Genomic DNA, 20,811 nt, shown 5'->3' with positions numbered 1-20,811 from the left:
CACGGCTCCTCTACGGAGGGGTGATGCCCACGCGATCCAGCGCGAAGTCGATGAGGAAGCCCTCCAGCATCTCCATCTCACGCTCGGTGAGATCCAGGAAGGCGAACGAGGCCCGGTGCTTGTCGGCCCTCTGGAACTGCGACACCACCCGCACCCGGCCCGCCAGTGACGAGCCGTCCGGCAGGTGCAGCAGGGTGCTCGGTCGCTCCGCCGTGTCCACCGCGTGCGGCAGCATCACCGAGAAGCCTCCCGCCGAGATGTCCAACGTGTTGGTCCACACGTTGCCATACGCCATCTGGAGCTCCACCGGCAGCTGGTGCGCGACGCGGTAGTGGCGCCGGGCCTCCGCTCCGTCCAACATCAGGCCCTGGGCATTCAACAGCGCCCGCGCGAACTGCTCGCGCGCCGCCAGGTAGGCCTGCCGTTCTGACTCCGGCAGCTGCCCACGGCGGGCTCGCGTGTGGAGGGAACGGAAATCGTCGATGAACTGGATCACGCCCATGGTGTCACCCCTCTAACTTTATACTTTCCGGAAAATTCGCCCTCCCGTCCATCAGGGAGTGGGCGTCAATCCCAGGTTCCTCGCGGCTTCCCGGAACGTCTCCACTGCGGGTGTGGCTTGTCTCGTCAATTCCATGTTCGCACGATCGACCCGGAACAGGCCGAAGCGCGGTTCGTACCCCTCCGCCCACTCGAAGTTGTCGATCAGGCTCCAGTGGAAGTAGCCGCGCACGTCCACCCCCTTCGCCACCGCCTGCTCCACCGCGTACAGGTGGCTGCGAAGGTAGTACGGCCGGCGCTCGCCCGTGCGGTCATCCATCCCGTTCTCCGTGACCACCAGCGGCACGCCGAGGTTCGCATAGCGCTCGAGCTGCAGATAGAGGCCCTCCGGGTATAGCTCCCAGCCCAGGTCGTTGGTGTCGTACCCGGCGGGTACGTACTTGTGGGAAAAGGACGGTGAGGCGTCCTGACGGATGTGGTCCCTCGTGTAGTAATTGATGCCGAGGTAATCGATGGATCCCTTCAGGCCGGGGATGTCCCGCTGGAGGGACACCGTGCCGGGCACGAAGAGGGAGATGCGGCCGGTGCGCAGGGCCTCGGGGATGCTCTCGTTGAAGAAGGCGTCGGTGAGGCCGGCCACGGTCACGTCGGTGACGGAGCCGCTGGCGGGCTGGAAGTAGCGCACGTGGTGGGCGATGCTGATGAGCGTGGCCTTGCCGTCCCCGTCCGCGTCCACCGTGTCGAGGGTCCGTAGCTGGCGCGTGGCGCGGGCGTGGGCCTCCAGGAGGTTGGCCATCACCTGGGCCGCAGCCGCGGTGTCCGTCTTCCCCGGAGGCCAGACGCCGTCCATGTAGCCGAACACCGCCTGCACGTTGGGCTCGTTGATGGTGCACCACCAGTCCACGTCGGCGCCGAGCAGCTCGGCCACCTTGCCCGAGAAGCGCTCGAAGGCGTCCAGCGTGGCGGGGTTCTCCCAGCCACCGGACTCGGCCACCCAGTTGGGCAGGGTGAAGTGGTGCAGCGTCACCATGGGCTCGATTCCCTGGACGCGCAGGGTATGGGCCCACTGACGGTAGCGCTCGGCGGCCTCTTCGTTCCAGGCGCCGGGCGTGGGCTCCAGGCGGCTCCACTCCACGCCGAAGCGGTAGGCGTTGGAGCCCAGCTGCTTCATCGACTTCACGTCCTCGTCGAAGCGGTTCCACGAGTCCGAGGCGGGGCCGGACATGCTCCGGTCCTTGATGTGGGGCGTGCCATCCGGGAAGGAGGTGCGCTCCCAGGCGGCCCAGTCGTTCTCGTTGCCGCCCTCGATTTGATGGCTGGAGGTGGAGGTGCCGAGGAGGAAGCCCCGGGGAAGGCCCTTGCCGATGGGCGCGGCGTTCACCCGGGCCGGATCGAACGAGGGCCGCTCGCTACAACCCGCGAGGAGGGCGAGGCCGAGGAGGAGGGGGCGGGGGCTCATGGCTGGGCGGAGGTGGAAGGGGAGGGGAGGGCGGAGAGGCCCACGGTGAGCATCGCGGACTGGGCGCTGCCGAGGCGGAAGGCGAAGCCCTCCACCCGGAGGCCGAGGGCGGAGGAGAGGGGGATGTGGGCCCACGCGCGGGCTCCGAGGGGAAGGACATACGCGAGGCCCAGTCCGTTCCAGGAGGCGCCGACGTGCGCGGGGACGAGGCCGTGCAGGTCGAGCACGCCCGCGTGCAGGTCCACGGGGCCCACGCGGTAGAGGGCCTTCACCGAGGGCAGCACCTGGAGCGCGGGCCGGGCGGTGTAGGCGAGGTTGAGCACGGGGCCGCCGACGAGGCTCCAGCGCTCGCCGGTGTAGCCGGCGCGGGCGGTGAGGGTGAGGCTGGCGCCAGGGCCGCGGCGTTGCAGGGGCACGAGGGAGAGGACACCGGCGTCGACGGTGAAGCCACCGAGGAGGAGGTGGCCCGAGGCCGCCTGTGAGGCGAGGGGGTCCATCCACGCACCACCACCGTACGTGTAGCCGCCGGAGAGGGCACCGAGGTCCACGCGCAGCTCCGAGCGGGGCAGGGCGCGCGGGGCGGCGTCAGGGGGCGGGAGTGGCTCCGGGCCCGGCGGCTGTGCCCAGGCCGAGGGCGCCGCGGCGAGCGCGAGGAGGAAGAGCAGACGGGGACGCATGGATGCTCGCAGGATAACCGGGCGGGCATCACCGACGGAACCCCGGGGGCGGGGTTTTCCCCCCCGGGGTTCGTCTTCCTTTTTCTCAGAGAGAGCGGTGCCGAGGTCTATCCTTGTTGCCTCCACGGCAACAGGAGGTGCTCGTGAGGAACCAGGTGGTGCTCTTGTGCGGGCTTCTGCTCCTCCTCCTCCTGTCCGTCGGTGCATGCGGCCATGATGCCAGTGGCATGCGCGAGCATGCCGCCGTACCCCAGGTGGAGCGCGATCAACCTGATGATGGCGTGCGCGTCAAAGGCAGTACGGTCGTCACCCGTATCCACGCGCTGATCGCTCAGGGGAAATTCGCCGAAGCCGAGGCGCTCATCGCTGAATCCAGCGCCGCGGGTCTGCTGTCCAAGTCGCAAGCTGCCCGTCTGTTGGAGCGCATCGCCCAACTGAACACGAAGCTGGGGGACATTCCCGCGCGCCTCCATCGGGCGAAGGGTTTTCCCTCACAGCTCAAGGACTACACCCTGTATCAGATCGAGAAGATGCTGGATGGTGGAGACTTCAGCCTCGCGACCAAGGCCCAGTTGAAGGAGGCCGCCAAGCTCATCAAGGAGCAGACGCGCCTCATGGACAAGCTCTGAGGAGCAGATGGCACATCCCAGTCTCGAACAGATGATGGCCAGGATGCGAGCGGCCCGACAGGCTGGTTCAGCCAATGAGGCGAGCCCGGAGCAGCTCCAGCAACTCCGGGAACTGACCCGGGACTGTCCTGCCTTCACGCCCAACCTGCTGGAGCTCGCACGACTGTTACGGCTGACGGACGAGCCCGGGGTCGGCACAGAGGATGCCCTCGCGGAGATCCAACGGTTGCTGGAGCAGGCGGTTCAGGCCTCGGCACGGAGTGCACCCTCGCTGCTGGAGTTCGCCCATTTCATGTATGTCTTCCGCGACTCGCCCGAGCAGGCGGAGAAGCTCTTCGAGGAGAGCGTGACGAGTGCCCTGCGTGCGCTCGAGAATTCCTGGGCGGGGCTCATCGACTTCTGGGTCACCGAGCGGCGGACGGATACGTTGGAGAAGGCCCTGAAGCTGGCTGAATTGGCCGAACGGGTCTTCCCGGAATCCGCTCGCATCTCGAACGTCGTGGACGACGCGAGGGAGAAGGCCGTCCGCGCGGGCCTCCTCTCTCTCGATGAGGGCTGACCAGGGCGCCGCGGGCCCCGCGTACTCCGGCGTGGTGGGGACGCCGGAGTGTCGGGTTTCCCGCACGGGGCCGGACATGACAGGAGTGCGCCTGGGCTCCTCCTCCGGAATGCCCGTCGACAACCGTGCGCTTCCGCCTCGCCGGGCTTGTCTCCGCCACTGGCTCGGCCAGATTGATACGCATCTCCGTGTTCCACGCGCAGGGGGTGCACCATGGACGAATCCTCTTCCGAGCCCGGCCTGGAGCGGACGCTGCGAGCGCTCGTCTCCGCGGCCCGCTCCCACCCGCCCGAGTCGGATGAGCATGCCGCCATCTCCCTCGCCGCCCGCGCACTCCTGTTCCTCCACCACAGCGAGCAGCTCGGGGCTTTTCGTGAGTGGCTCGCCTCTCCCTCCACCGTCGAGGCTTCTTCCCTTCCCATCCGCGCCTTCCACTCCATGGGCGATGCCCTCGTGTGGTTGGAGGGTCAGCCCGAGGCCTCCACGGGCTCCCTCGTCGAGGTGGAGCACGAGACGTATGTCATTGCCCTCGGACCCACGGGGAGTTTCGTGCTGGTCCGCACGGTGACCCAGCACGCTCCCGTGGGGGGGTAAGTACGGGCGGGAGGACGGGGACGGGGACGATTACCCTCACCCTGGCCCTCTCCCAGAGGGAGAGGGGATTTACACGGGCGGGTGCGTCTCCGGTTTCAGGTTCACCAACGGCAGCGTGAACGTGAAGGTGCTTCCCTTGTCCTGCTCGCTCTCCGCCCAGATGCGCCCACCGTGCGCTTCCACGATTCCCTTGGCGATGTAGAGGCCCAGGCCCGTTCCCCGGCTCTCCGCTTCCTTCGCCTGCCAGTAGCGCTCGAAGACGTGGGGCAGTGCCTCCGGCCGGATCCCCGTCCCCGTGTCCTTCACCCAGAGCCGCACCTCTCCCCGGTGCACCCGCGCTCCCACCGTCAGCTGTCCGCCGTCCGGCGTGAACTTCACCGCGTTGCCCAGCAGGTTGCCCAGCACCTGCAACACCCGCGTCCGATCGCACTTCACCCGCACGTTCTCTTCCGGCAGCTCCGCCGCCACCCTCAGCCCTCGCGCCTCCGCCAGGGGGCGCACGCTCTCCAGCGCCTCCGTCGCCAGCGAGGCCACCTCCTGCACCGAGGGTTCCAGCGGCAGCCCTCCCGCTTCGATCCGCCCCCAGTCCAGCAGGTCCGAGATCAGCCGCCCCATCCGCTCCGCCGCCGCCTGGATGCGGCCCGCCTGCTTCTGCACCTGCTCGCCGCCCGGTTTCCCCTGCCACGTGCGCAGCAGCAGCGCCGACGCCAGCTGCACCACCCCCAGCGGGTTCTTCAGGTCGTGGGACACCACCGCCAGCAGGTCCTCCCGCGCCCGCGTGGCCCGCCTCGACTCACCGAAGAGCCGCGCGTTGTCGATGGCCAGGCTCGCCCGCACGCACAGGTCCTCCGCCAGCGCCAGGTCGTTCGGGCCGTAGCGTCTCCCCGAGGCACTCGAGACGAACGTCACCGCCCCCAGCGTGTGCCCCCGCGCCTTCAGGGGGATGATCATGTACGAGCGCGCCTGCAGCCGGCTGAGCAGCTCCGGGTGCTCGGGCTCGCTGGCGGCCGCGCGCAGCAGGGAGTCCGTCACCGCCGGCACCAGCTCCGGCTCGCCCGTGTGCAGCACCCGCAGCACGCCCACCGGCGCCGGGCGCCGCTCGAAGCGCTTCGTCAGCGCACGCGCCTGCTCCGTCTGTGTCGGATCCAGGTGCGCCACCGCCACGCGCGACACCCACGCGCCCTGCTCCACCGCGTCCACCAGGCACCAGTCCGCCAGGTCCGGCACCGCCAGGTGCGCCAGCAGCGTGTACATGCCCTGCGGATCCGGCGGGTGGGCGAAGAGCGTCGTCATCGCCTGGTAGAGGAAGGACTGCCGGCGCTCGGCCGCTTCCACCTCGGCCCGGGCGGCCTGCTCCAGCGCCAGTGCGCGCGAGTACGCGGACTCCGCCTCCGTGAGAGGCCGCACCATCACCAGCATCCGTCCCGGGCCCTGTTCGTCCCTCAGCGCGGTGAAGCTGAAGGTGTGGGGCCGGGGGCCGGCCTCGCCCGGCCACGTGGCCTGCACCGAGTGTGTTCCCTCGCTGGCCAGCGCCATGCTCCGCCCGGACTCCAGCAGGACCCCTTCCTCGGCCCCCAGCGCCAGCCCGGCCCACCGTTGGCCGACGAGCAGCTCCGGCACCAGCCCCAACACCCTCGCGCCGGCCTCGCTGCACGCGAGCACCTGGCCCGCCTCGTCCAGAAGGTAGGCGGGCTCCGGCAGGGCCTTGAAGGCCATCTCGAATCCGGACAGGGGAAGGCTCATGGCATCGCCGCAACGAGCGTCGGGGGGCTCCTCTTCATTTCATGCCACCTGGGCTCCGTCCAGCCTGGCCGTGGGGCAGCCGGGCGTGCGGCACCTGAATGGAAAAGGTAACGCGCTCACCTGCCGCATGTGCATCTTTCACGCTCCCTCGGTCTCCAACCCGGCGAGCTGCCGGAAACGCCGGGAGAAGGCATCCAGGGATAGCACCTCGTCGGCCACTCCCGCGGACACGGCCACTCCCGGCATTCCATAGACGACACTCGTCGCCTCGTCCTGGGCCATGACCCAGCCTCCGGCCTCATGCACCTCGCGGAGACCGTCCAGCCCGTCCTGCCCCATTCCCGTCAGGACGGTGGCGGCCTGGGCGGCGCCGAAGACCCGGGTCGCCGAACGGAAGAGCCAGGTGCCCGAGGGCCGGAAGCCTCCCACCGGCGCGGCGTTCGACACCTCGATATGTCTGTCCGCCCGCACCCCGAGGTGCCGGTCGTCCGGTGCGATGTAGACGACGCCGGGACGCAAGGGCTCTCCCTCCTCGGCCACCTTCACCTCCAGCGGGCACACACTGTCCAACCACGTGGCCAGGCCCCGGGCGAAACCCAGGGCGATGTGTTGCACCACCAGGATGGGCAGCGGGAAGGTCGCGGGCAACGCCGAGAGGATGCGGTGCAGCGCCGCGGGGCCTCCCGTGGAGGCGGCGATGGTGATGACCGCGGGCCGGCTCCGGCCCGTCTGCACCGAGGCGGCACGGGGCGCGGGCGTCTCTCCGCGCGTCGGCCAGTGCCGGATCACCTTCACCTCGGCCATGGCCTTCACCGTGTCGCGCAGCCGGCGGGCCTCGAGCTCGAAGTCGGGCGCCTGTGGGCCCACCAGCTTCTGCAGCACCGCCAGCGCTCCGGAGCGCAGCGCCGTCATGGACGTCTGGATGTCCCGCTCCACCAGCGTGGACACCACCACCACCGGCGTGGGCACCTCCGTCATGATGCGCCGCGTGGCCTCCAGGCCATCCATGTTCGGCATCTGGATGTCCATGGTGACGAGGTCCGGCCGCAGGCGCCGGGTGAGCTCCAGTGCCTCCACGCCGTCCTTCGCCTCTCCCACCACTTCGAAGGAAGGGTCCGCGCGGAGGATCTCCACCAGCAGGCGCCGGGCGGTGGGTGAGTCTTCTGCGACGACGACGCGGAGCTTGTCGGGCTTCATAGGAGCTGTCTCAGGGTCTCCAGCAGATGGGTTTGATCGAAAGCGCTCTTCACCAGGTAGGCGCTGGCGCCCACCTTCAGGCCGCGCGCCTTGTCCTCGGGCTTGGAGCGCGCGGTGACGAGGACGATGGGCAGCCGGCCGAAGCGCGGGGAGCCGCGCACCGCCTCGGTGAGGGCGAAGCCGTCCATGCGCGGCATCTCCACGTCCGAGACGACGGCGTCGGCCCCCTCGGATTGGAGCCGCTCCCACGCCTCCTGTCCGTCCACGCACGCCAGCACCTCGTAGCCGGCCGCCTCCAGGATGCTCTGCTCCAGCGTGCGTGTCGTCATCGAGTCGTCGGCGAGCAGGACGCGCCGGCGAAGCTTCTTCTGGACGGGGGCGGGGAAGATGCCCACCGGGTCGGTGCGGCCCTCGGCGGCGCGCACCAGGGAGGCGGCATTGAGCAGCGGGGCCATGCGCCCGTCGGGCAGCACCGCCACGCCCGTCACGTGGCGCGCGCGGCGGATGCGCGGGCCCAGGCCGCGGATGAGCACCTCCTGCTCGGCCACCACCTCGTCCACCACCAGCACCGCGCGCTGCTCTCCCGACGTCAGCACCATGGCACCGGGGCGCTGGCGTGGGGCGCTCGCGGGCAGGCCCAGCACCGTCGCCAGCGTGGCCAGGGGCACCAGCGCCTGGGGGGTGGCCCATGTCCGCCGGCCCTCCACCACGCGCACGTCCCCGGGCCCGAGCCGCAGCAGGCGCGCCACGCTCTCGCCCGCCACCGCGAAGGACTGGCCGCCCGCCGTCACCAGCAGCACCCGCAGCGTGCTGAGCGTCAGGGGCACGTCCAGGGTGAAGCGCGTGCCCCGGCCCGGCTCGAAGGACACCTCCACGCTGCCTCGCAGCGCCTCCAGCTGCGAGCGCACCACGTCCAGCCCCACCCCACGTCCGGACACCGCCGTCACCGACTCCGCCGTGGACAGGCCGGAGAGGAAGATGAGCCGCGCGTCCCCCGCGTCCTCCATCACCGGCAGGCCCCGGGCGCGCGCCCGCTCGCGGATGGACTCCAGATCCAACCCCCGGCCGTCGTCCTCCACCACCACCTGCACCCGGCCGCCGAGCAGCCGCGCGCTCAGCGCCACCAGGCCCTCCTCGGGCTTGCCCGCCTCGCGCCGCGCCGCCGGAGTCTCCATGCCGTGCGCCACCGCGTTGCGCACCAGGTGCAGCAGTGGCTCGCGCAGGTTCTGCAACAGCGAGCGGTCCAGCTCCAGCGCGCCGCCGTGCACCTCCAGCCGCACCCGCTTGCCCGCGGCATGGGCCAGGTCCCTCGCGCTGCGCTCCAGCCCCGCGCACGCCTCGGCGAAGGGCAGGGTGCGCGCGCGCCGCACCTCCTCGTCCAGCCCGCTCGTGGCGGCCAGCAGCGTCCGCCGGTCCGCCGCCAGCGTCCGGCCGAGCTGCGCCAGCCGTGTCTCCAGCCGCCGTGCCACCACTTCGTCCGAACCCGTCAGCCGGAGGCGGAGCTGGTGCAACTCCTCGCGCACCGCCTCCACCAGCTCCACCCGCCCCTCCATCCGCAGGCCCGCCACGCGCAGCTCGCCGCTCCGGGACAGCAGCGCGTCCAGCTTCTGGGCGGACACGCGCACCGGCAGTCCCTCCACGCCGGGGACGGGGGCCTCGGCCACTGGGGCCGGGGGCGGAGGCGGTGGAGTCTCGGGGGCGGGGGCCCGCTTCGGCTCCGTCCGGTGGACGCTCTCGGGCGCGCGGGCCGCCTCCTCCAACCGGGGCAGCAGCGCCTCCAGCGGCGAGTCCGCGAGCCCCTGCTTCTGCGCCAGCCGCCGCCCCGCGTCGTCCAGCGCGTCCGCGGCGGTGAAGCACAGCTCCATCAGCTCCGGGCTGGCGCGGCCCAGGCGCTGCACCACCGCCAGCACCTCCTCCAACCGGTGGCAGGCCGCCTCGATGATGCCCTCGCTCACCGCCCGCGAGGCGCCCTTCACGCTGTGCACCGTGCGCAGCAGCGAGGTCATCAGCTCGGCGAAGCGCGCGGGCGAGGGCGCCTTCTCCAACGCGAGCAGCTCCCGGTTGAGCGCGGCCACGTGTCCCTCGAGCTCCTCGAGGAACGTGGCCATCAGCGCCTGGGCGAGCCTGTCGCGGTCCATCGTCATGCGGCGCGCCCGTACTCGCTCAGCAGGCCCTTGAGCTTCTGGCCCATGGCGTTGAGGTCCTGCACCGCGCGCTCCGTCTGCCGGATGCTGTTGAGCGTCTGCTGGGTGGCCTGGCTCACGTCGCGCATGGCCTGCCGTATCTGGCTGATGCCGGTGGCCTGCTGGTTGGCGGAGGCGGAGATCTGCGCCGCGGTGAGCGAGGCCTGGGCGAGGTGCTCGCTGAGCGTCTGGATGGTGGCGCCTGCCTGGGTCACCACGCGGGTGGCCGAGGCCACGCTCTTGGTGCCCTCCTCGGTCGTCATCACCGCGCCCTGGGTGGCCTTCTGGATCTGCCCCAGGATCTGCCGCACCTGGGCGGTGGCCTTCTTGGACTGGTCGGCGAGGGCCTTCACCTCGGCGGCCACCACGGCGAAGCCCCGGCCGTGCTCTCCGGCGCGGCTGGCCTCGATGGAGGCGTTGAGGGCCAGCATGTGCGTCTGCTCGGAGATGTCGTTGACGGTGGTGATGATGTCGCCGATGGCCTGGGCCTGCTCGGCCAGGGCGAGGATGCGCGAGGCGATGGACTCCACCTGGTCGCGCACGCTGGCCATGGAGCCGATGGCCTCTTCCACCGCGCGCCGGCCATTCCTGCCCACCTCCTCGGAGTGACGCGCGGACTCGCTCACCGCGCGGGCGCGGCCGGCGGCCTCGTCGGACGTCTGGGCTATCTCCTCGATGGTGCTCACCGTCTCCGCCACCGCGCTGCCCTGCTCCTGGGCTCCAGCCACCTGCTGGGTGGTGCTGGCGAGGATTTCGGCGGTGGTGCCCGCCAGTTGGTTGACGAACTCGGCCACCGTCCGCAGGGTGTGCTCGCGCTCCGCGGCCTGTTTCGTCAGTTGTGTCTCGGCCTGCTGGCGGCGCTCGGCCATGGCGTTGAAGGCGCGCGCCAGCTCTCCCGTCTCGTCCTGGTTGTGCACCTCGATGCGGTGGGCGAAGTTGCCGCGGCCGATCTGCTCGGCGCCCGTCACCAGCTTGTCCAGCGGGCCGGTGATGGCGCGGGTGATGAGGAGGCTGCCCAGGGCGACGGTGAGGACGCCCAGCAGCGTGCCCGCGCCCAGCACCACGATGCTGCGCCACGCGCTGGCCCGGGCCTGCCGCTCGTTCACGACCCAGTTCTCGTCCTCGGTATCCACCATCTCGCCGAGTCCCTGACGGATCTGCTCCATGGCCCGCTTGCCCCGGTCCGTCCGGACGACCTCCATCGCGGCCTCGAGTCCCTTCTGCTGGCGCAGGCGGATGGTCTCCGCCAGCTCGTCGAGCTTATCCCGCACGATGGGCTCGAGGCGGTCCAGCCGCGCGCGCTGCTCGGGGTCGTCATTCAGGCTCTTGTGCAGCCCATCGAGGTGCGCATTCAGCGCCTGGGTGGCCCGCTCGTAGGGCTCCAGGTAGCGCGGCTCTCCGGTGAGGAGGAAGCCGCGCTGGCCCGTCTCGGCGTCCAGGAGGAGCATGCGTACGTCCCGGATGGCCCGCGCCTGATCCCTGCTCTCCATCAGCGCCTCGGTGGTCTGGGTGAGCTGTTGGGCGCCCTGGAAGGCCACCAGCGCCACGGCGAGCAGCACCAGCAGGGACAATCCGAAGCCAAGGGCGATCTTCTTCCCGATGCTCATGCGGTCCTTTCCTCGGAGAGGTCGAAGAAGAGGCGACCATCCTCCAGCAGGGCCTCTCCCTCCAGCACGATGATGCCGTCACGGCTGATGCCGGACACGAGCGCCCGCTCCTGGTTGCCGAACGCGGGCGGGGCGGGCAGCAGCGTGTCGCGTGAGACGAGGAGCACCTCCTCGACGGCGTCGGCGCGCAGGCCCAGCTCGGGGCGGCCCGCGCCCACCACCAGCACGGGCCCGTGGGTGGCGGGGGCGGTCCGTCCGAAGAGGGGGGCGAGCTCCACCACCGCGAGCGCCTCGCCGTGCAGCAGGGTGAGGCCCCGCAGGGGCGCGGGCGCGCCGGGCAGGGGCACGAGCTGCTCCAGGGAGCGCAGCACCTCCAGCACGAAGCGTGTCTCCAGCGCGTAGTCCTGCTCGCCGGAGCGGAAGTGCATCAGCTCCAGCAGAGGGCCGGCCTGGGTCTCCCGGTCGAGGGGGCGTGCCAGGGCCCGCGCGCGCGCGTCGAGCAGCGCCGCCTCGCGCTCGGGGTCCAGGGTGGTGGTGGCCTCCGTGGCGGCGGCGAGCCGGGCCAATCGCCTGTGGGCCGCGGCCCAGTCCAGCCCGCGTCCCTTCGTGTCGTCACCTTCCGCCATCAGCGCAGCTCCTCAGGGGCTTCCAACCGGGTGCGTTCCTCGCGGGCCACCTCGACCAGCCGGCCGGCGCGCTCGCCCTCGGACAGGGGCACGGGCATGTCCGGGGGGAGCGTGGCGCACAGTGTCTCGGCGGTGCCGAAGGAGCGCAGGGCTCCCAGGGTATCTCCCTGGCGCCGGAGGATGTGGCCCAGCATGAGGTGGGCCACGGCCAGGGAGGGCTCGAGGTAGAGGGCCTGGCGCGCGGCGCGCTCGGCCTCCTGGAGATGGCCGAGGCCCAGGAGAAGCAGGGCCTCCAGGTAGCGCAACTCGACGGCGAGCGGGTGGCGCGCGGCGGCCTCGGCACAGGCGCGCACGGCGGCCCGGGCATCGAGGTTGGCGAGGGCCCGCACGGCCACCTCCGCGGCGCCCGGGTCATCCTGGAGGGCTCCGGCCCGCCGTGCCGCCTCGCGCCAGTCTCCGAGGGCGAGGGCCCGCCGCGCTCCCTCCAGGCCCTCGGGGATGGCGGCGGGCTCGGGTGGAGGTGGGGGCGGGGGGGCGAGCACCACGGGGGCTCGTGGCGGGGGCGTCGCGGGCGGCGGCGGGGCCGGGGTCCGGCGCGGGGGACTGCCCGCGGCGGGCCGGTGGTAGACGATTCCCCAGTCGGTGAGGAGCGTCTCGAAGGGCGCGAAGGCGCTGAGAGAGGGGTCCGAGGGGCCGGCGATGAGGAAGCCGCCCTCGGCGAGCGCGTCGTGGAGCCGCCGGGCCACCGCCGCGATGGTGGCGCGGTTGAAGTAGATGAGGACGTTGCGGCAGAAGATGATGTCCTGTCCCCAGATGCCGCTGGTGGGGGAGGGCCAGGAGTCCTCGGCGAGGTTGAGGTAGCCGAAGTGGACGTGGTCGCGCACCTCGGGGGCGAGGATGTAGCGCTTGCCCTCGGACTGGAGGAAGGGGCGCATGCGGCCCGCCTCGGGGCCTCGCAGGGACCACTCGCCATAGCTGGCCACGTGGGCCCGGGAGAGGGCCGCGCGCGACACGTCCGTGCCCCGCACCTCCATCCGGTTCGCGTAGCCCTCCTCCAGGAGGAGCACCGCCAGCGAGTAGGGCTCCTCGCCGGAGGCGCAGCCGGCGCTCCACGCGCGCACCACGTGCCCGGGGCTCCGGCGCCTGGCGAGCTCCGGCAGCACCTGGTGGCGCACGAAGAGGAAATGCTCCGGATTGCGGAAGAAGTACGTCTCGCCGATGGTGAGCTCCACCAGCAGGTCATCCAGCGTGGCGGGGTCCGCCGCGAGCCGCTCGAGGTAGGAGGTGAAGTCCCCGGGCAGGCCGGCGCGAGCCATGGCCCGGTCGATGCCCTCCATCGCGGCCGGGGGGCAGCTGGGCGGCAACAGGCCGGCGCGCGCGGCGACGAGATCGAGCACCGCGACGTAACCGGGGTGGCGCCAGGCCTGGGAGGCGTCGCTCACCGGGGGGCTCCCTCCCGTGCGAGTGCTTCCTCCAACTCGAGAGCCTCCGCCTCGGAGAGGAAGGTGCGCAGGTCGTGCACGAGGACGAGCCCGTCGGTCAGCTTGAGGGCGCCGGCCACGTAGCCCACGCCGGGCAGGGCGCGAGGCGTCTCGTCGAACAGGGCTGGCTCCAGGGTGAGCAGACCCTCGGCGCGGTCCACCCGGAGGGCGACGTGGCGGGAGCCGGCCTGGGCGACCACGAGGTGGTCCAAGCTGGAGAGCGGGCGGGCGGGCAGGCGGAAGCGCCGTCGCATGTCCAGCACGGGGAGCAGCTCTCCGCGCAGGTCGAGGAGCCCCTCCACCACGGCCGGTGCGCGGGGCAACGGGGTGAGGCGCACGGCGCGGACCAGCTCCCGCACATCCCCGGCGGGCAGCGCGTAGCGTTGCCCCTCCAGCGTGAAGAGAAGGACCTCGCGGGGCGGCGGAGTCGGCATGGGTCTCCCAATGCTGCGCAGTCTAGGCACGGGCCGCCCGCTCTGGTCGCTCGTATGTGGGGCGAAGGGGCCACCTGACGGGTGTTGGACTTCAGGGGGAAGACCCATCTCCGCGCACTCCAGCAAATCGCCGGAAGGGCGCAACTCCGGGCTGCCCCAGGCATCGGAGTGTCCGCCATGGTACGTCACGTCATCGTCGTGGGAGCGGGACCTGGGGGCCTGTCGGCGGCCATCAACCTCGCGGGGTTGGGCCTGAAGGTCACGGTGGTGGAGAAGGAGGCGGTGCCCGGGGGGCGGATGAAGGGGCTCACCCTGGGGGAGCGGGGCGAGTACGCCGTCGACACGGGGCCTTCCATCCTCCAACTGCCCGGGGTGCTGGAGCGCATCTTCGAGCGCTCGGGCAAGAAGATCTCCGACTACGTGAAGCTGGTGCCGCTGGACACCAACACCCGGGTGCACTTCTGGGATGGCACGTACCTGGACACCACGCGGGACGCGGCGCGCATGGAGCGCGAGGTGGCGAAGTTCGGCCCGGACAAGGCGCCCGCGCTGCGCCGCTGGCTGGAGGAGGGCCGGGAGAAGTACCCGCTCGCCTACGAGAAGTTCATGGCGACGCACGCCGACAGCCTCGCCTACTACGCGCCCTGGCGGTTGCTCTCCACGCTGCGCTTCAAGCCCTGGCAGACGCTCTACAAGCACCTGGACGGGTTCTTCCACGACGACCGCATCACCTACGCGCTGGCCTACCCGTCGAAGTACCTGGGGCTGCACCCCACCACGTGCTCCTCGGTCTTCGGGGTGATTCCGTACCTGGAGCTGGCCTTCGGGGTGTGGCACGTGGAGGGCGGCTTCCGGGCGCTGGCGCGGGGGATGATGAAGTGCGCCGAGGACCTGGGCGCCACCTTCCGCATGAACGCGCCGGTGGAGCGGGTGCTGGTGGAGTACGGCCGGGCGGCGGGCGTGGTGCTGAAGGGCGGCGAGCGCCTGGAGGCGGACGCGGTGGTGGTGAACGCGGACCTGCCCTACGCGGCCCAGAAGCTCGTCCCCTCCGAGGCGCGCGCCGGCACCCGGCTGACGGACGCCGCGCTGGAGCGGGCGAAGTACTCGTGCAGCACCTTCATGGCCTACTACGGGCTGGACCGGGTCTATGACGACCTCCCCCACCACCTCATCTATCTGTCCGAGAGCGCGCGGCGCACGGACAGGTCCGCCCTGGAGGACCGGGAGGTGGACGTGGACGACCCGCCCTTCTACGTCTGCAACCCGGGTGTGACGGACCGGAGCGGGGCGCCCGAGGGCCACTCCACCCTGTATGTGCTGGTACCCACGCCGAATACCTCCCGGGAGGTGGACTGGGCGGCAACGGAGCGCACCCTGCGCGAGCGGATTCCGTCCATGCTGGAGAAGGTGGGCATCAAAGGGGTGCGCGAGCACATCCGGGCCGAGCGCTACTTCACCGCGGAGACGTGGCGGGACGACTTCAACGTCTTCCGGGGGGCCGTCTTCAATCTGTCGCACACCTGGCTGCAGCTGGGCCCCCTGCGCCCCCACGTGAAGAGCCCCAGCGTCGAGGGGCTCTACTGGGTGGGGGGTGGGACACACCCCGGCAGCGGGCTGCTCACCATCATGGAGAGCGCCAACATCGCGGCGGACTACCTGTCGAGGGAGGCGGGGAGGGGTCCCCTGGTTGACTGGCCCTATGTGCCTCCGCTCGGCGGGGTGACGAACGAGCCCCCCGCACGTGTAGGCTGAGGTTACGCGGAATACGTGGTAGGACAAGGAGCCTTTCGACTCTCGAACGAATGAACGAAGCGCTCCAAATCCTCCTGGCCGATGGTGTGATTGACGAAGTGGTGGGCCGCCTCAAGAGTGGCAAGGAGGCGGACGTGTACCTCGTCCGCCACGGCGGCGAGATCGTCGCGGCCAAGATCTACAAGGAGCGCGAGCACCGCAACTTCCGCAACAACTCGGGTTACCGGGAGGGCCGGCAGGTGCGCAACAGCCGCACCGCGCGAGCCATCGCCAAGGGCAGCCGCTTCGGCGTGCAGGCCGCCGAGGATGCCTGGAAGACGGCGGAGTCGGACGCGCTGACGAAGCTGTACGCGGCCGGGGTGTGCGTCCCCAGGCCGGTGATGTTCTACGAGGGCGTGCTGTTGATGGAGCTGGTGCTGGACCTCGAGGGGCACCCGGCGCCGCGGCTGGAGGAGGCCGCGCTCACGCCCGAGGAGGCGTCGGCGCTGTACTTCGACCTGCGCAACCAGGCCATCCGGATGCTGTGCTGCGACCTCATCCACGGAGACCTGTCGGCGTTCAACATCCTGCTGGGCAACCGCGGGGCCACCATCATCGACTTCCCGCAGGTGGTGGACGCGGCGGCCAACAGCCAGGCCGAGTTCTTCTTCAAGCGCGACGTGGAGAACCTGCGCCGCTACTTCGAGGCGACGGACCCGTCCTTGAGGGCGCGCGCGGGTGACGCGCAGGAAATCTGGCGGGCGTACGTGAAGCGCGAGCTGTCGCCGGACTTCGTGCCCACGGGCCGTTTCCAGGGGCCGGACTCGCGCGAGCGCCGCTTCTCCGGTGGCCCGCGAGGCCGCTTCGATGGCAACCCGGGCAACGGCCAGGGCGGGCGTCCCCCGCGTGATGGGCGTCCCCAGCCCCAGGGCGAGCGCTTCCAGCAGGGGGGACGTCCTCCGCGCGAGGCGCGTCCCCAGGGCGAGCGTCCGCCTCGGAGCAACGGAGAAGGGCCACGCCAGTGGTCGGAGCAGGCCCCCCGGGACATGCGCCCCCAGGGAGACCGTCCTCCCCGCGGAGACCGTCCACCGGGTGAGCGCTTCCCTCGGGGAGACCGTCCCCCACGGGGAGACCGTCCGCCTCGCGGCAACGGAGAGGGCCAGTCCAGGTGGGGAGAGCAGGGCGCGAGGCCCTCGGGTCAGCAGGGTCCGCGGGAGCCGCGGCCACAGGGGCGTCCTCCGGAGCGGAGGCGCGAGGGGCCCGAGCGTGGGCCGCGTCAGGCTCGGGACGGTGGCGGTCCGGTGGTGACGTACAAGGCGCCGGCCACTTCCGCTTCCCCGTCCAAGCCGGAAGACGAGTCCTAGCGGTAGCGGTCCGACGGCTCCGGTTGGCAGGCCACCTCCAGGAAGGTGGTGCTACGTCCGCGGACTAGGGCCCAGAGACAGCGCAGGAGACAGGTGGCTCCGAATTCCCGGTAGATGAGACCGAGGTTCTCCATCACCTCACGTCCCGTGATGACTCCGCGCATGGCGCACCCCCCTGAGGAGCATCGTCTCCCCTCCTGACGTGCCAGCGAGGCGGAGGATGCTCGCAGGGGCCCTCTGCAAACCCTTTGCCGAGCCATTCCTGACGGAAATACAGGGTCTGTCTGCCATTGGACGTTCCAAGCGGCCCGTCTTCCGTCTGGCGATGCACGCCCACCTGCGCCCAGGTTGGAACCCCTCCCCGGAACCCTGGAGTTCCTACAGGCCGCCTGTGGAAAGGTCGACGGGTAGGGGCTCCTTCTACAATCGTGGTGCCGTCCTGGCCGGATGACGCCTCATCGGCCGCCCGGGCAGTGGCCGGGCGGGCGTGCTACGCATACCGGGTCATGCCCCTCTCTCGATGCCCCCTCGATGGCGCCCGGTTGATGGCCGTGGCCACGGTGCTCGCGCTCACACCGGCGTATGCGTTGAAGGACGAAGTCCTCATCCGCTCTCCGGAGCCCGGGGAGGTCCGCACGGTGGTGACCGGCCAGGGCGAAGCCGCCAGTGTCGCCTTCCCGGATGGCCCCGCCAGCATGACGCCGCGCTGGCTCGTCGCGATGGTGGACCTGCGGTGGACCTGCTCGGACAGCAAGGCGGTGGACCTGGAGGTGAAGACGGGCAAGGGGCCGGACGCGAAGCCTCGAGCCTTCGAGCTGTTGCGCAAGCACAACCTCCAGGGCGGCTCGACGCGGGCGGAGCTCTACCTGTGGGAGGTCTCCGCGGTGAAGGCCGCCTGCGCGAAGGACGGCGAGGCCCGTGTGGACTCCGTGCCGGTGAGCCTGACGCTCCGCTGCAAGAGCGGACGGGTCATCACGCAGGAGCAGGTCATCCCCCTCCAGGCGGAGTGCCGGCCCTCCGCTCCTTCCGAGGAGGCGGTCACGGGTCTCACCGGCTCCGAGGTGGAGCGCAACCGTGGGGTCTATCAACTGATGCTGTCCAAGTTCTCCCGCCAGGAGCCAGATCCCACTCCGGACGAACTGCACCTGGGCAGGAAGAGCACCGTGGAGTTCTCCCGTGTGCGGCCAGGGGGTTGGGTGCCGGAGCTCCAGAGCCTGCGCGTGGTCCGGCTCGACGAGAAGGGTCAGGTCGCCGAGCGTTTCCCGCCCGTTCGCCTGTCGGGCCGTGGAGACGACGCGGAGTTCGCGCCGCGGCACACCTTCACGCCCAAGGCGGCGGGGCCCGTCCGGTTCGCGTTGGAGGCCGGGTACGCGGATGGCTCGTGGCTGCTCTCCCAGCCGGCCGAGGTCCAGGTGCTGACACCCGCTCAGGTGGCCGCCAAGGCGGCGAACGAGGTGTCCGCCACCCGGCGCATGGCGTTCCTCAAGGAGCTGGAGGCCCGGATGGGCGAGCTGGAGTGTGGCCCGGAGCTGGCGGACTGGCTCGAGAAGCAGCCCGTCATCAAGGACGCGGGCGTCTCGGGGGGGAACGTCTGGTATAGCTTCACCGATGGAGTGATGGGGGTGGCGCACTGCCACTGAACGAGACCCGTCCGGATACCGGACGGGCCCGCCCGATGGCTCAGCGCGAGGTGATCCTCACGGGGAGATCGCCGGAGGGCCGCAGGGTGATGAGCGGCTCGGGCGTGGGCGTGTAGCCGGCCACCATCCTCGGACGGTGGCGCTGCGCGAGCGTGGCGAGGATGAGCGTGCCCTCCATCAGCGCGAAGTTGTTGCCGATGCATTGGCGCGGACCGCCGAGGAACGGGAAGTACGCGTACCGGGGCCTCGCGGCGACCTGCTCGGGCGAGAAGCGATCCGGATCGAAACGCTCGGGGTCCGGCCAGAACTCCGGCAGGCGGTGGGTGGCGTAGGGGCTGATGTCGATGGTCGACCCGGCGAGGATCTGGTAGCCGCAGATGACGTCCTCCTCCACGACCTTGCGGCTCAGGAGGTAGACGGGTGGGTAGAGGCGCATCGTCTCGTCCAGCACCCGGCGCGTGTAGACGAGCTTCGGGACATCGTCCGCGGTGGGCAGGCGGCCGCCGAGCACGGAGTCCAGCTCCTCGTGGAGCTTGCGCTCCGCGTCCGGGTTCTGTTCGAGCAGCAGCCAGGCCCATGAGAGCGCGGTCGCGGTGGTCTCGTGGCCCGCGAGCAACATGGTCAACACCTCGTTGCGCAGGTGCACGTCGTCCATCTGCTCGCCCGTCTCCTCGTCCTTGGCGAGCATGAACATGGAGAGCAGGTCTCCGCGGTCCTCCATGCGCTCGCGGCGCTGGGCGATGACGCGTGTCACCACGTCGTTCAGCGCCCGGGTCGCCTGGCGGTAGGCGCGGTCATAGGCGGTGGGCAGGATGGGAGGGATGAAGCGCAGGGCGCGGAACCGCTCGACCGACTGTTCACTGATGAGGTTGAAGGACACCGCCACGGCCTCGGTCTCCGCGCGCACGTTGGTTCCGAGCAGCGCCTCGCCGACGATGCGCAGCGTGAGCGCCATCATGTCCTGCCCCGCGTGACGCGGCTCGCCCGCGCGCTGGGACGCGGCCCAGTGCTCCGAGAGCTCCGCCGTCGCCTTCACCATGTGGTCCGCCATGGCCGAGATGCGCGCCCGGTGGAAGGCCGGCTGCGCGAGCCTGCGCTGCTTGAGCCACGTCTCGCCCCCGCTCGTGAGCAGGCCATCGCCGACGATGCGGCGGAGCATGGAGTAGCTGATGTGCTCCTTCGTGTAGTTCTTCACGTTGTCCTGCAGCACGTGCTTGAGCCCATCCGGGTGCGTCACGAGGTAGGCGCGCCAGGGGCAGCGGTACTGCGCCACGATTCCGTGCTCCGCCACCGTTCGCTTGAGCCAGCCCAGGATGTCCTTGCGGGCCTCGACCATGACTCCGAGGATGGGGACTCCTCGAGGGCCCGTGGCGATGCGGGGCGAGGTGGGCGGCGCGACTGCGGGCGTGGCGGTCATGAGAAGCCTCCTGTTTCGGGTGATGGTGCCATACCCTCGACGGCAAGAGGACCCGATGAAGCAGAAGATCACTGGATTCCATCTCGATGGTGAAGCGCACTGGGTCGCGGAGCTCGAGTGCGGCCACGGGCAGCACATGCGTCATGAGCCGCCGTGGATGGCTCGGCCCTGGGTCCTCACGGAGGAGGGGAGGCGCAGCCGCCTGGGGATCGAGCTCGAATGCAAACGTTGCGACGAGGCCGGTCGCGCGGTCGCAGAGGCCGTGCGCGAGGCATTGGAGTCAGCGGCACGGGAGGCTTATGAGGAGGGGGGCCTGAGCGGCCTGTGCGCCGAGGGCCGCTGGGAGCTCGCGCTGGACGCGCTCCACACGAGCGTGCTCACACCGGCGATCCACCGCGCCCTCTCGCGCGATCGCAAGGGCGCCGCCATCGAGAGTGCCCGCCTGATTCTCCGCCCCATCCGCCTGGAAGACGCCCCGTCCGTGCAGCGCCTGGCGGGTGAGCGTGAGGTGGCGATGAACGCCGCGGGAATCCCACACCCCTTCGAGGATGGCATGGCGGAGGCGTGGATCTCCTCCCTGGATGCGCGCTCGCACGTCTTCGCGCTCTGCCTGACCGGGTCCGGCGAGATGATTGGCGCGGCCGGGTTGGTGGAGGCCGGGGAGGAGCGGCCCCGCACGGCCGAGCTCTCCTATTGGATTGGCCGTCCCTACTGGGGGCGGGGCTTTGGCACGGAGGCGGCCCAGGCGCTGGTGCGCTACGGCTTCGAGACGTTGGGCCTGGAGTCCATTCACGCCAACTGCTTCTCACGCAACCCGGGTTCCCGGCGCGTATTGGAGAAGGCGGGGTTCCGTCACATCGGCCATGAAGAGAAAGCGCTCCACCATCTGGGGCGGGACGAGGACATCGAGCGCTTCACCTTGATGCGTCCTCCGCTCGCCGGTGGTTAGTTCCGGGGTTTCCCCGTTGG

19 protein-coding genes are annotated in these 20,811 nt (G+C 70.9%); 7 read left to right on the top strand and 12 right to left on the bottom strand.

All coding sequences use genetic code 11. From position 1 onward, the window contains the following. Positions 1-10: 10 nt before the first annotated feature. The 3 genes from NR810_RS11110 to NR810_RS11100 are packed head-to-tail and all read right to left on the bottom strand — an operon-like array spanning position 11 to position 2,637. Positions 11-502, bottom strand: a complete 492-nt coding sequence (locus NR810_RS11110) for a PilZ domain-containing protein (protein WP_204224616.1) — start codon at positions 500-502, stop codon at positions 11-13. 51 nt (positions 503-553) lie between these two features. Next, positions 554-1,960: a glycoside hydrolase family 1 protein gene (locus NR810_RS11105; protein WP_257451151.1), complete on the bottom strand. Its 1,407-nt coding sequence runs from the start codon at positions 1,958-1,960 to the stop codon at positions 554-556. Beyond that, positions 1,957-2,637 (bottom strand): hypothetical protein, encoded by a 681-nt coding sequence (locus NR810_RS11100; RefSeq protein WP_257451149.1) that lies wholly within the window; start codon positions 2,635-2,637, stop codon positions 1,957-1,959. The genes NR810_RS11105 and NR810_RS11100 overlap by 4 nt, the downstream gene beginning before the upstream one ends. Before the next feature lie 227 nt (positions 2,638-2,864). Between NR810_RS11100 and NR810_RS11095 the strand changes: the two genes are divergently transcribed. The 3 genes from NR810_RS11095 to NR810_RS11085 all read left to right on the top strand — a co-directional run bounded on the left by NR810_RS11095 (position 2,865) and on the right by NR810_RS11085 (position 4,419). Then, positions 2,865-3,266, top strand: coding sequence for a hypothetical protein (locus NR810_RS11095; RefSeq protein WP_257451147.1), 402 nt, complete (start codon positions 2,865-2,867; stop codon positions 3,264-3,266). 7 nt (positions 3,267-3,273) lie between these two features. Continuing rightward, the gene (locus NR810_RS11090) at positions 3,274-3,825 is read left to right on the top strand and encodes a hypothetical protein (protein WP_257451145.1); all 552 of its coding nucleotides are present in this window, start codon (positions 3,274-3,276) and stop codon (positions 3,823-3,825) included. Between the two features lie 213 nt (positions 3,826-4,038). Then, entirely contained in the window at positions 4,039-4,419 is a 381-nt protein-coding gene (locus tag NR810_RS11085) for a hypothetical protein (RefSeq protein ID WP_257451143.1), read from the top strand. Between the two features lie 69 nt (positions 4,420-4,488). On the opposite strand, the gene NR810_RS11080 is transcribed toward NR810_RS11085, so the two are convergent. The 7 genes from NR810_RS11080 to NR810_RS11050 all read right to left on the bottom strand — a co-directional run bounded on the left by NR810_RS11080 (position 4,489) and on the right by NR810_RS11050 (position 13,690). Continuing rightward, positions 4,489-6,162 (bottom strand): ATP-binding protein, encoded by a 1,674-nt coding sequence (locus NR810_RS11080; RefSeq protein WP_257451141.1) that lies wholly within the window; start codon positions 6,160-6,162, stop codon positions 4,489-4,491. 138 nt (positions 6,163-6,300) lie between these two features. Further along, entirely contained in the window at positions 6,301-7,359 is a 1,059-nt protein-coding gene (gene cheB, locus NR810_RS11075) for a chemotaxis-specific protein-glutamate methyltransferase CheB (protein ID WP_257451139.1), read from the bottom strand. Beyond that, positions 7,356-9,497 (bottom strand): hybrid sensor histidine kinase/response regulator, encoded by a 2,142-nt coding sequence (locus NR810_RS11070; protein ID WP_257451994.1) that lies wholly within the window; start codon positions 9,495-9,497, stop codon positions 7,356-7,358. Before NR810_RS11070 ends, cheB begins: the two co-directional genes overlap by 4 nt. Positions 9,498-9,499: 2 nt before the next feature. Continuing rightward, complete coding sequence (locus NR810_RS11065) at positions 9,500-11,149, bottom strand: methyl-accepting chemotaxis protein (protein ID WP_257451137.1); 1,650 nt, start codon at positions 11,147-11,149, stop codon at positions 9,500-9,502. Continuing rightward, positions 11,146-11,775, bottom strand: coding sequence for a chemotaxis protein CheW (locus NR810_RS11060; RefSeq protein ID WP_257451135.1), 630 nt, complete (start codon positions 11,773-11,775; stop codon positions 11,146-11,148). Before NR810_RS11060 ends, NR810_RS11065 begins: the two co-directional genes overlap by 4 nt. Next, the gene (locus tag NR810_RS11055; RefSeq protein WP_257451133.1) at positions 11,775-13,217 is read right to left on the bottom strand and encodes a CheR family methyltransferase; all 1,443 of its coding nucleotides are present in this window, start codon (positions 13,215-13,217) and stop codon (positions 11,775-11,777) included. The genes NR810_RS11060 and NR810_RS11055 overlap by 1 nt, the downstream gene beginning before the upstream one ends. Next, the gene (locus NR810_RS11050; RefSeq protein WP_257451131.1) at positions 13,214-13,690 is read right to left on the bottom strand and encodes a chemotaxis protein CheW; all 477 of its coding nucleotides are present in this window, start codon (positions 13,688-13,690) and stop codon (positions 13,214-13,216) included. The genes NR810_RS11055 and NR810_RS11050 overlap by 4 nt, the downstream gene beginning before the upstream one ends. 177 nt (positions 13,691-13,867) lie before the next feature. Here NR810_RS11050 and NR810_RS11045 point away from each other — a divergent pair, with 177 nt between their 5' ends. Both NR810_RS11045 and NR810_RS11040 read left to right on the top strand, forming a co-directional pair. Continuing rightward, positions 13,868-15,442 carry a phytoene desaturase family protein gene (locus tag NR810_RS11045; protein ID WP_257451128.1) on the top strand — a complete coding sequence of 525 codons (1,575 nt, stop codon included), beginning with the start codon at positions 13,868-13,870 and terminating at the stop codon, positions 15,440-15,442. Positions 15,443-15,492: 50 nt separating this feature from the next. Further along, complete coding sequence (locus tag NR810_RS11040; protein WP_257451125.1) at positions 15,493-16,785, top strand: RIO1 family regulatory kinase/ATPase domain-containing protein; 1,293 nt, start codon at positions 15,493-15,495, stop codon at positions 16,783-16,785. Here the strand turns inward: NR810_RS11040 and NR810_RS11035 are convergent. Continuing rightward, positions 16,782-16,949, bottom strand: coding sequence for a hypothetical protein (locus NR810_RS11035; protein ID WP_257451124.1), 168 nt, complete (start codon positions 16,947-16,949; stop codon positions 16,782-16,784). The genes NR810_RS11040 and NR810_RS11035 overlap by 4 nt on opposite strands. Positions 16,950-17,291: 342 nt before the next feature. On the opposite strand from NR810_RS11035, the gene NR810_RS11030 reads away from it, so the two are divergent. Further along, complete coding sequence (locus NR810_RS11030) at positions 17,292-18,425, top strand: hypothetical protein (RefSeq protein ID WP_257451121.1); 1,134 nt, start codon at positions 17,292-17,294, stop codon at positions 18,423-18,425. A 40-nt stretch (positions 18,426-18,465) separates the two neighbouring features. Here NR810_RS11030 and NR810_RS11025 read toward each other — a convergent pair whose 3' ends face one another. Beyond that, positions 18,466-19,842, bottom strand: a complete 1,377-nt coding sequence (locus NR810_RS11025) for a cytochrome P450 (RefSeq protein WP_257451119.1) — start codon at positions 19,840-19,842, stop codon at positions 18,466-18,468. 55 nt (positions 19,843-19,897) lie between these two features. Here NR810_RS11025 and NR810_RS11020 point away from each other — a divergent pair, with 55 nt between their 5' ends. Next, a complete protein-coding gene (locus NR810_RS11020) occupies positions 19,898-20,791 on the top strand; it encodes a GNAT family N-acetyltransferase (RefSeq protein ID WP_257451117.1) in 894 nt (297 codons plus the stop codon). Positions 20,792-20,811: the final 20 nt, after the last annotated feature.

It is taken from the genome of Archangium lipolyticum (assembly GCF_024623785.1).
Lineage (GTDB): Bacteria > Myxococcota > Myxococcia > Myxococcales > Myxococcaceae > Archangium > Archangium lipolyticum.
Note: the sequence above shows the minus strand (reverse complement) of the source record. Positions and strands in the feature narration are given on the sequence as shown.

Excerpts from the sequence above, each read along its gene's own strand:
- NR810_RS11110 (WP_204224616.1), bottom strand. The coding sequence starts at position 502 with ATGGGCGTGATCCAGTTCATCGACGATTTCCGTTCCCTCCACACGCGA.
- NR810_RS11105 (WP_257451151.1), bottom strand. The coding sequence starts at position 1,960 with ATGAGCCCCCGCCCCCTCCTCCTCGGCCTCGCCCTCCTCGCGGGTTGT.
- NR810_RS11100 (WP_257451149.1), bottom strand. The coding sequence starts at position 2,637 with ATGCGTCCCCGTCTGCTCTTCCTCCTCGCGCTCGCCGCGGCGCCCTCG.
- NR810_RS11095 (WP_257451147.1), top strand. The coding sequence starts at position 2,865 with ATGCGCGAGCATGCCGCCGTACCCCAGGTGGAGCGCGATCAACCTGAT.
- NR810_RS11090 (WP_257451145.1), top strand. The coding sequence starts at position 3,274 with ATGGCACATCCCAGTCTCGAACAGATGATGGCCAGGATGCGAGCGGCC.
- NR810_RS11085 (WP_257451143.1), top strand. The coding sequence starts at position 4,039 with ATGGACGAATCCTCTTCCGAGCCCGGCCTGGAGCGGACGCTGCGAGCG.
- NR810_RS11080 (WP_257451141.1), bottom strand. The coding sequence starts at position 6,162 with ATGAGCCTTCCCCTGTCCGGATTCGAGATGGCCTTCAAGGCCCTGCCG.
- cheB (WP_257451139.1), bottom strand. The coding sequence starts at position 7,359 with ATGAAGCCCGACAAGCTCCGCGTCGTCGTCGCAGAAGACTCACCCACC.
- NR810_RS11070 (WP_257451994.1), bottom strand. The coding sequence starts at position 9,497 with ATGGACCGCGACAGGCTCGCCCAGGCGCTGATGGCCACGTTCCTCGAG.
- NR810_RS11065 (WP_257451137.1), bottom strand. The coding sequence starts at position 11,149 with ATGAGCATCGGGAAGAAGATCGCCCTTGGCTTCGGATTGTCCCTGCTG.
- NR810_RS11060 (WP_257451135.1), bottom strand. The coding sequence starts at position 11,775 with ATGGCGGAAGGTGACGACACGAAGGGACGCGGGCTGGACTGGGCCGCG.
- NR810_RS11050 (WP_257451131.1), bottom strand. The coding sequence starts at position 13,690 with ATGCCGACTCCGCCGCCCCGCGAGGTCCTTCTCTTCACGCTGGAGGGG.
- NR810_RS11045 (WP_257451128.1), top strand. The coding sequence starts at position 13,868 with ATGGTACGTCACGTCATCGTCGTGGGAGCGGGACCTGGGGGCCTGTCG.
- NR810_RS11040 (WP_257451125.1), top strand. The coding sequence starts at position 15,493 with ATGAACGAAGCGCTCCAAATCCTCCTGGCCGATGGTGTGATTGACGAA.
- NR810_RS11035 (WP_257451124.1), bottom strand. The coding sequence starts at position 16,949 with ATGCGCGGAGTCATCACGGGACGTGAGGTGATGGAGAACCTCGGTCTC.
- NR810_RS11030 (WP_257451121.1), top strand. The coding sequence starts at position 17,292 with ATGCCCCTCTCTCGATGCCCCCTCGATGGCGCCCGGTTGATGGCCGTG.
- NR810_RS11025 (WP_257451119.1), bottom strand. The coding sequence starts at position 19,842 with ATGACCGCCACGCCCGCAGTCGCGCCGCCCACCTCGCCCCGCATCGCC.
- NR810_RS11020 (WP_257451117.1), top strand. The coding sequence starts at position 19,898 with ATGAAGCAGAAGATCACTGGATTCCATCTCGATGGTGAAGCGCACTGG.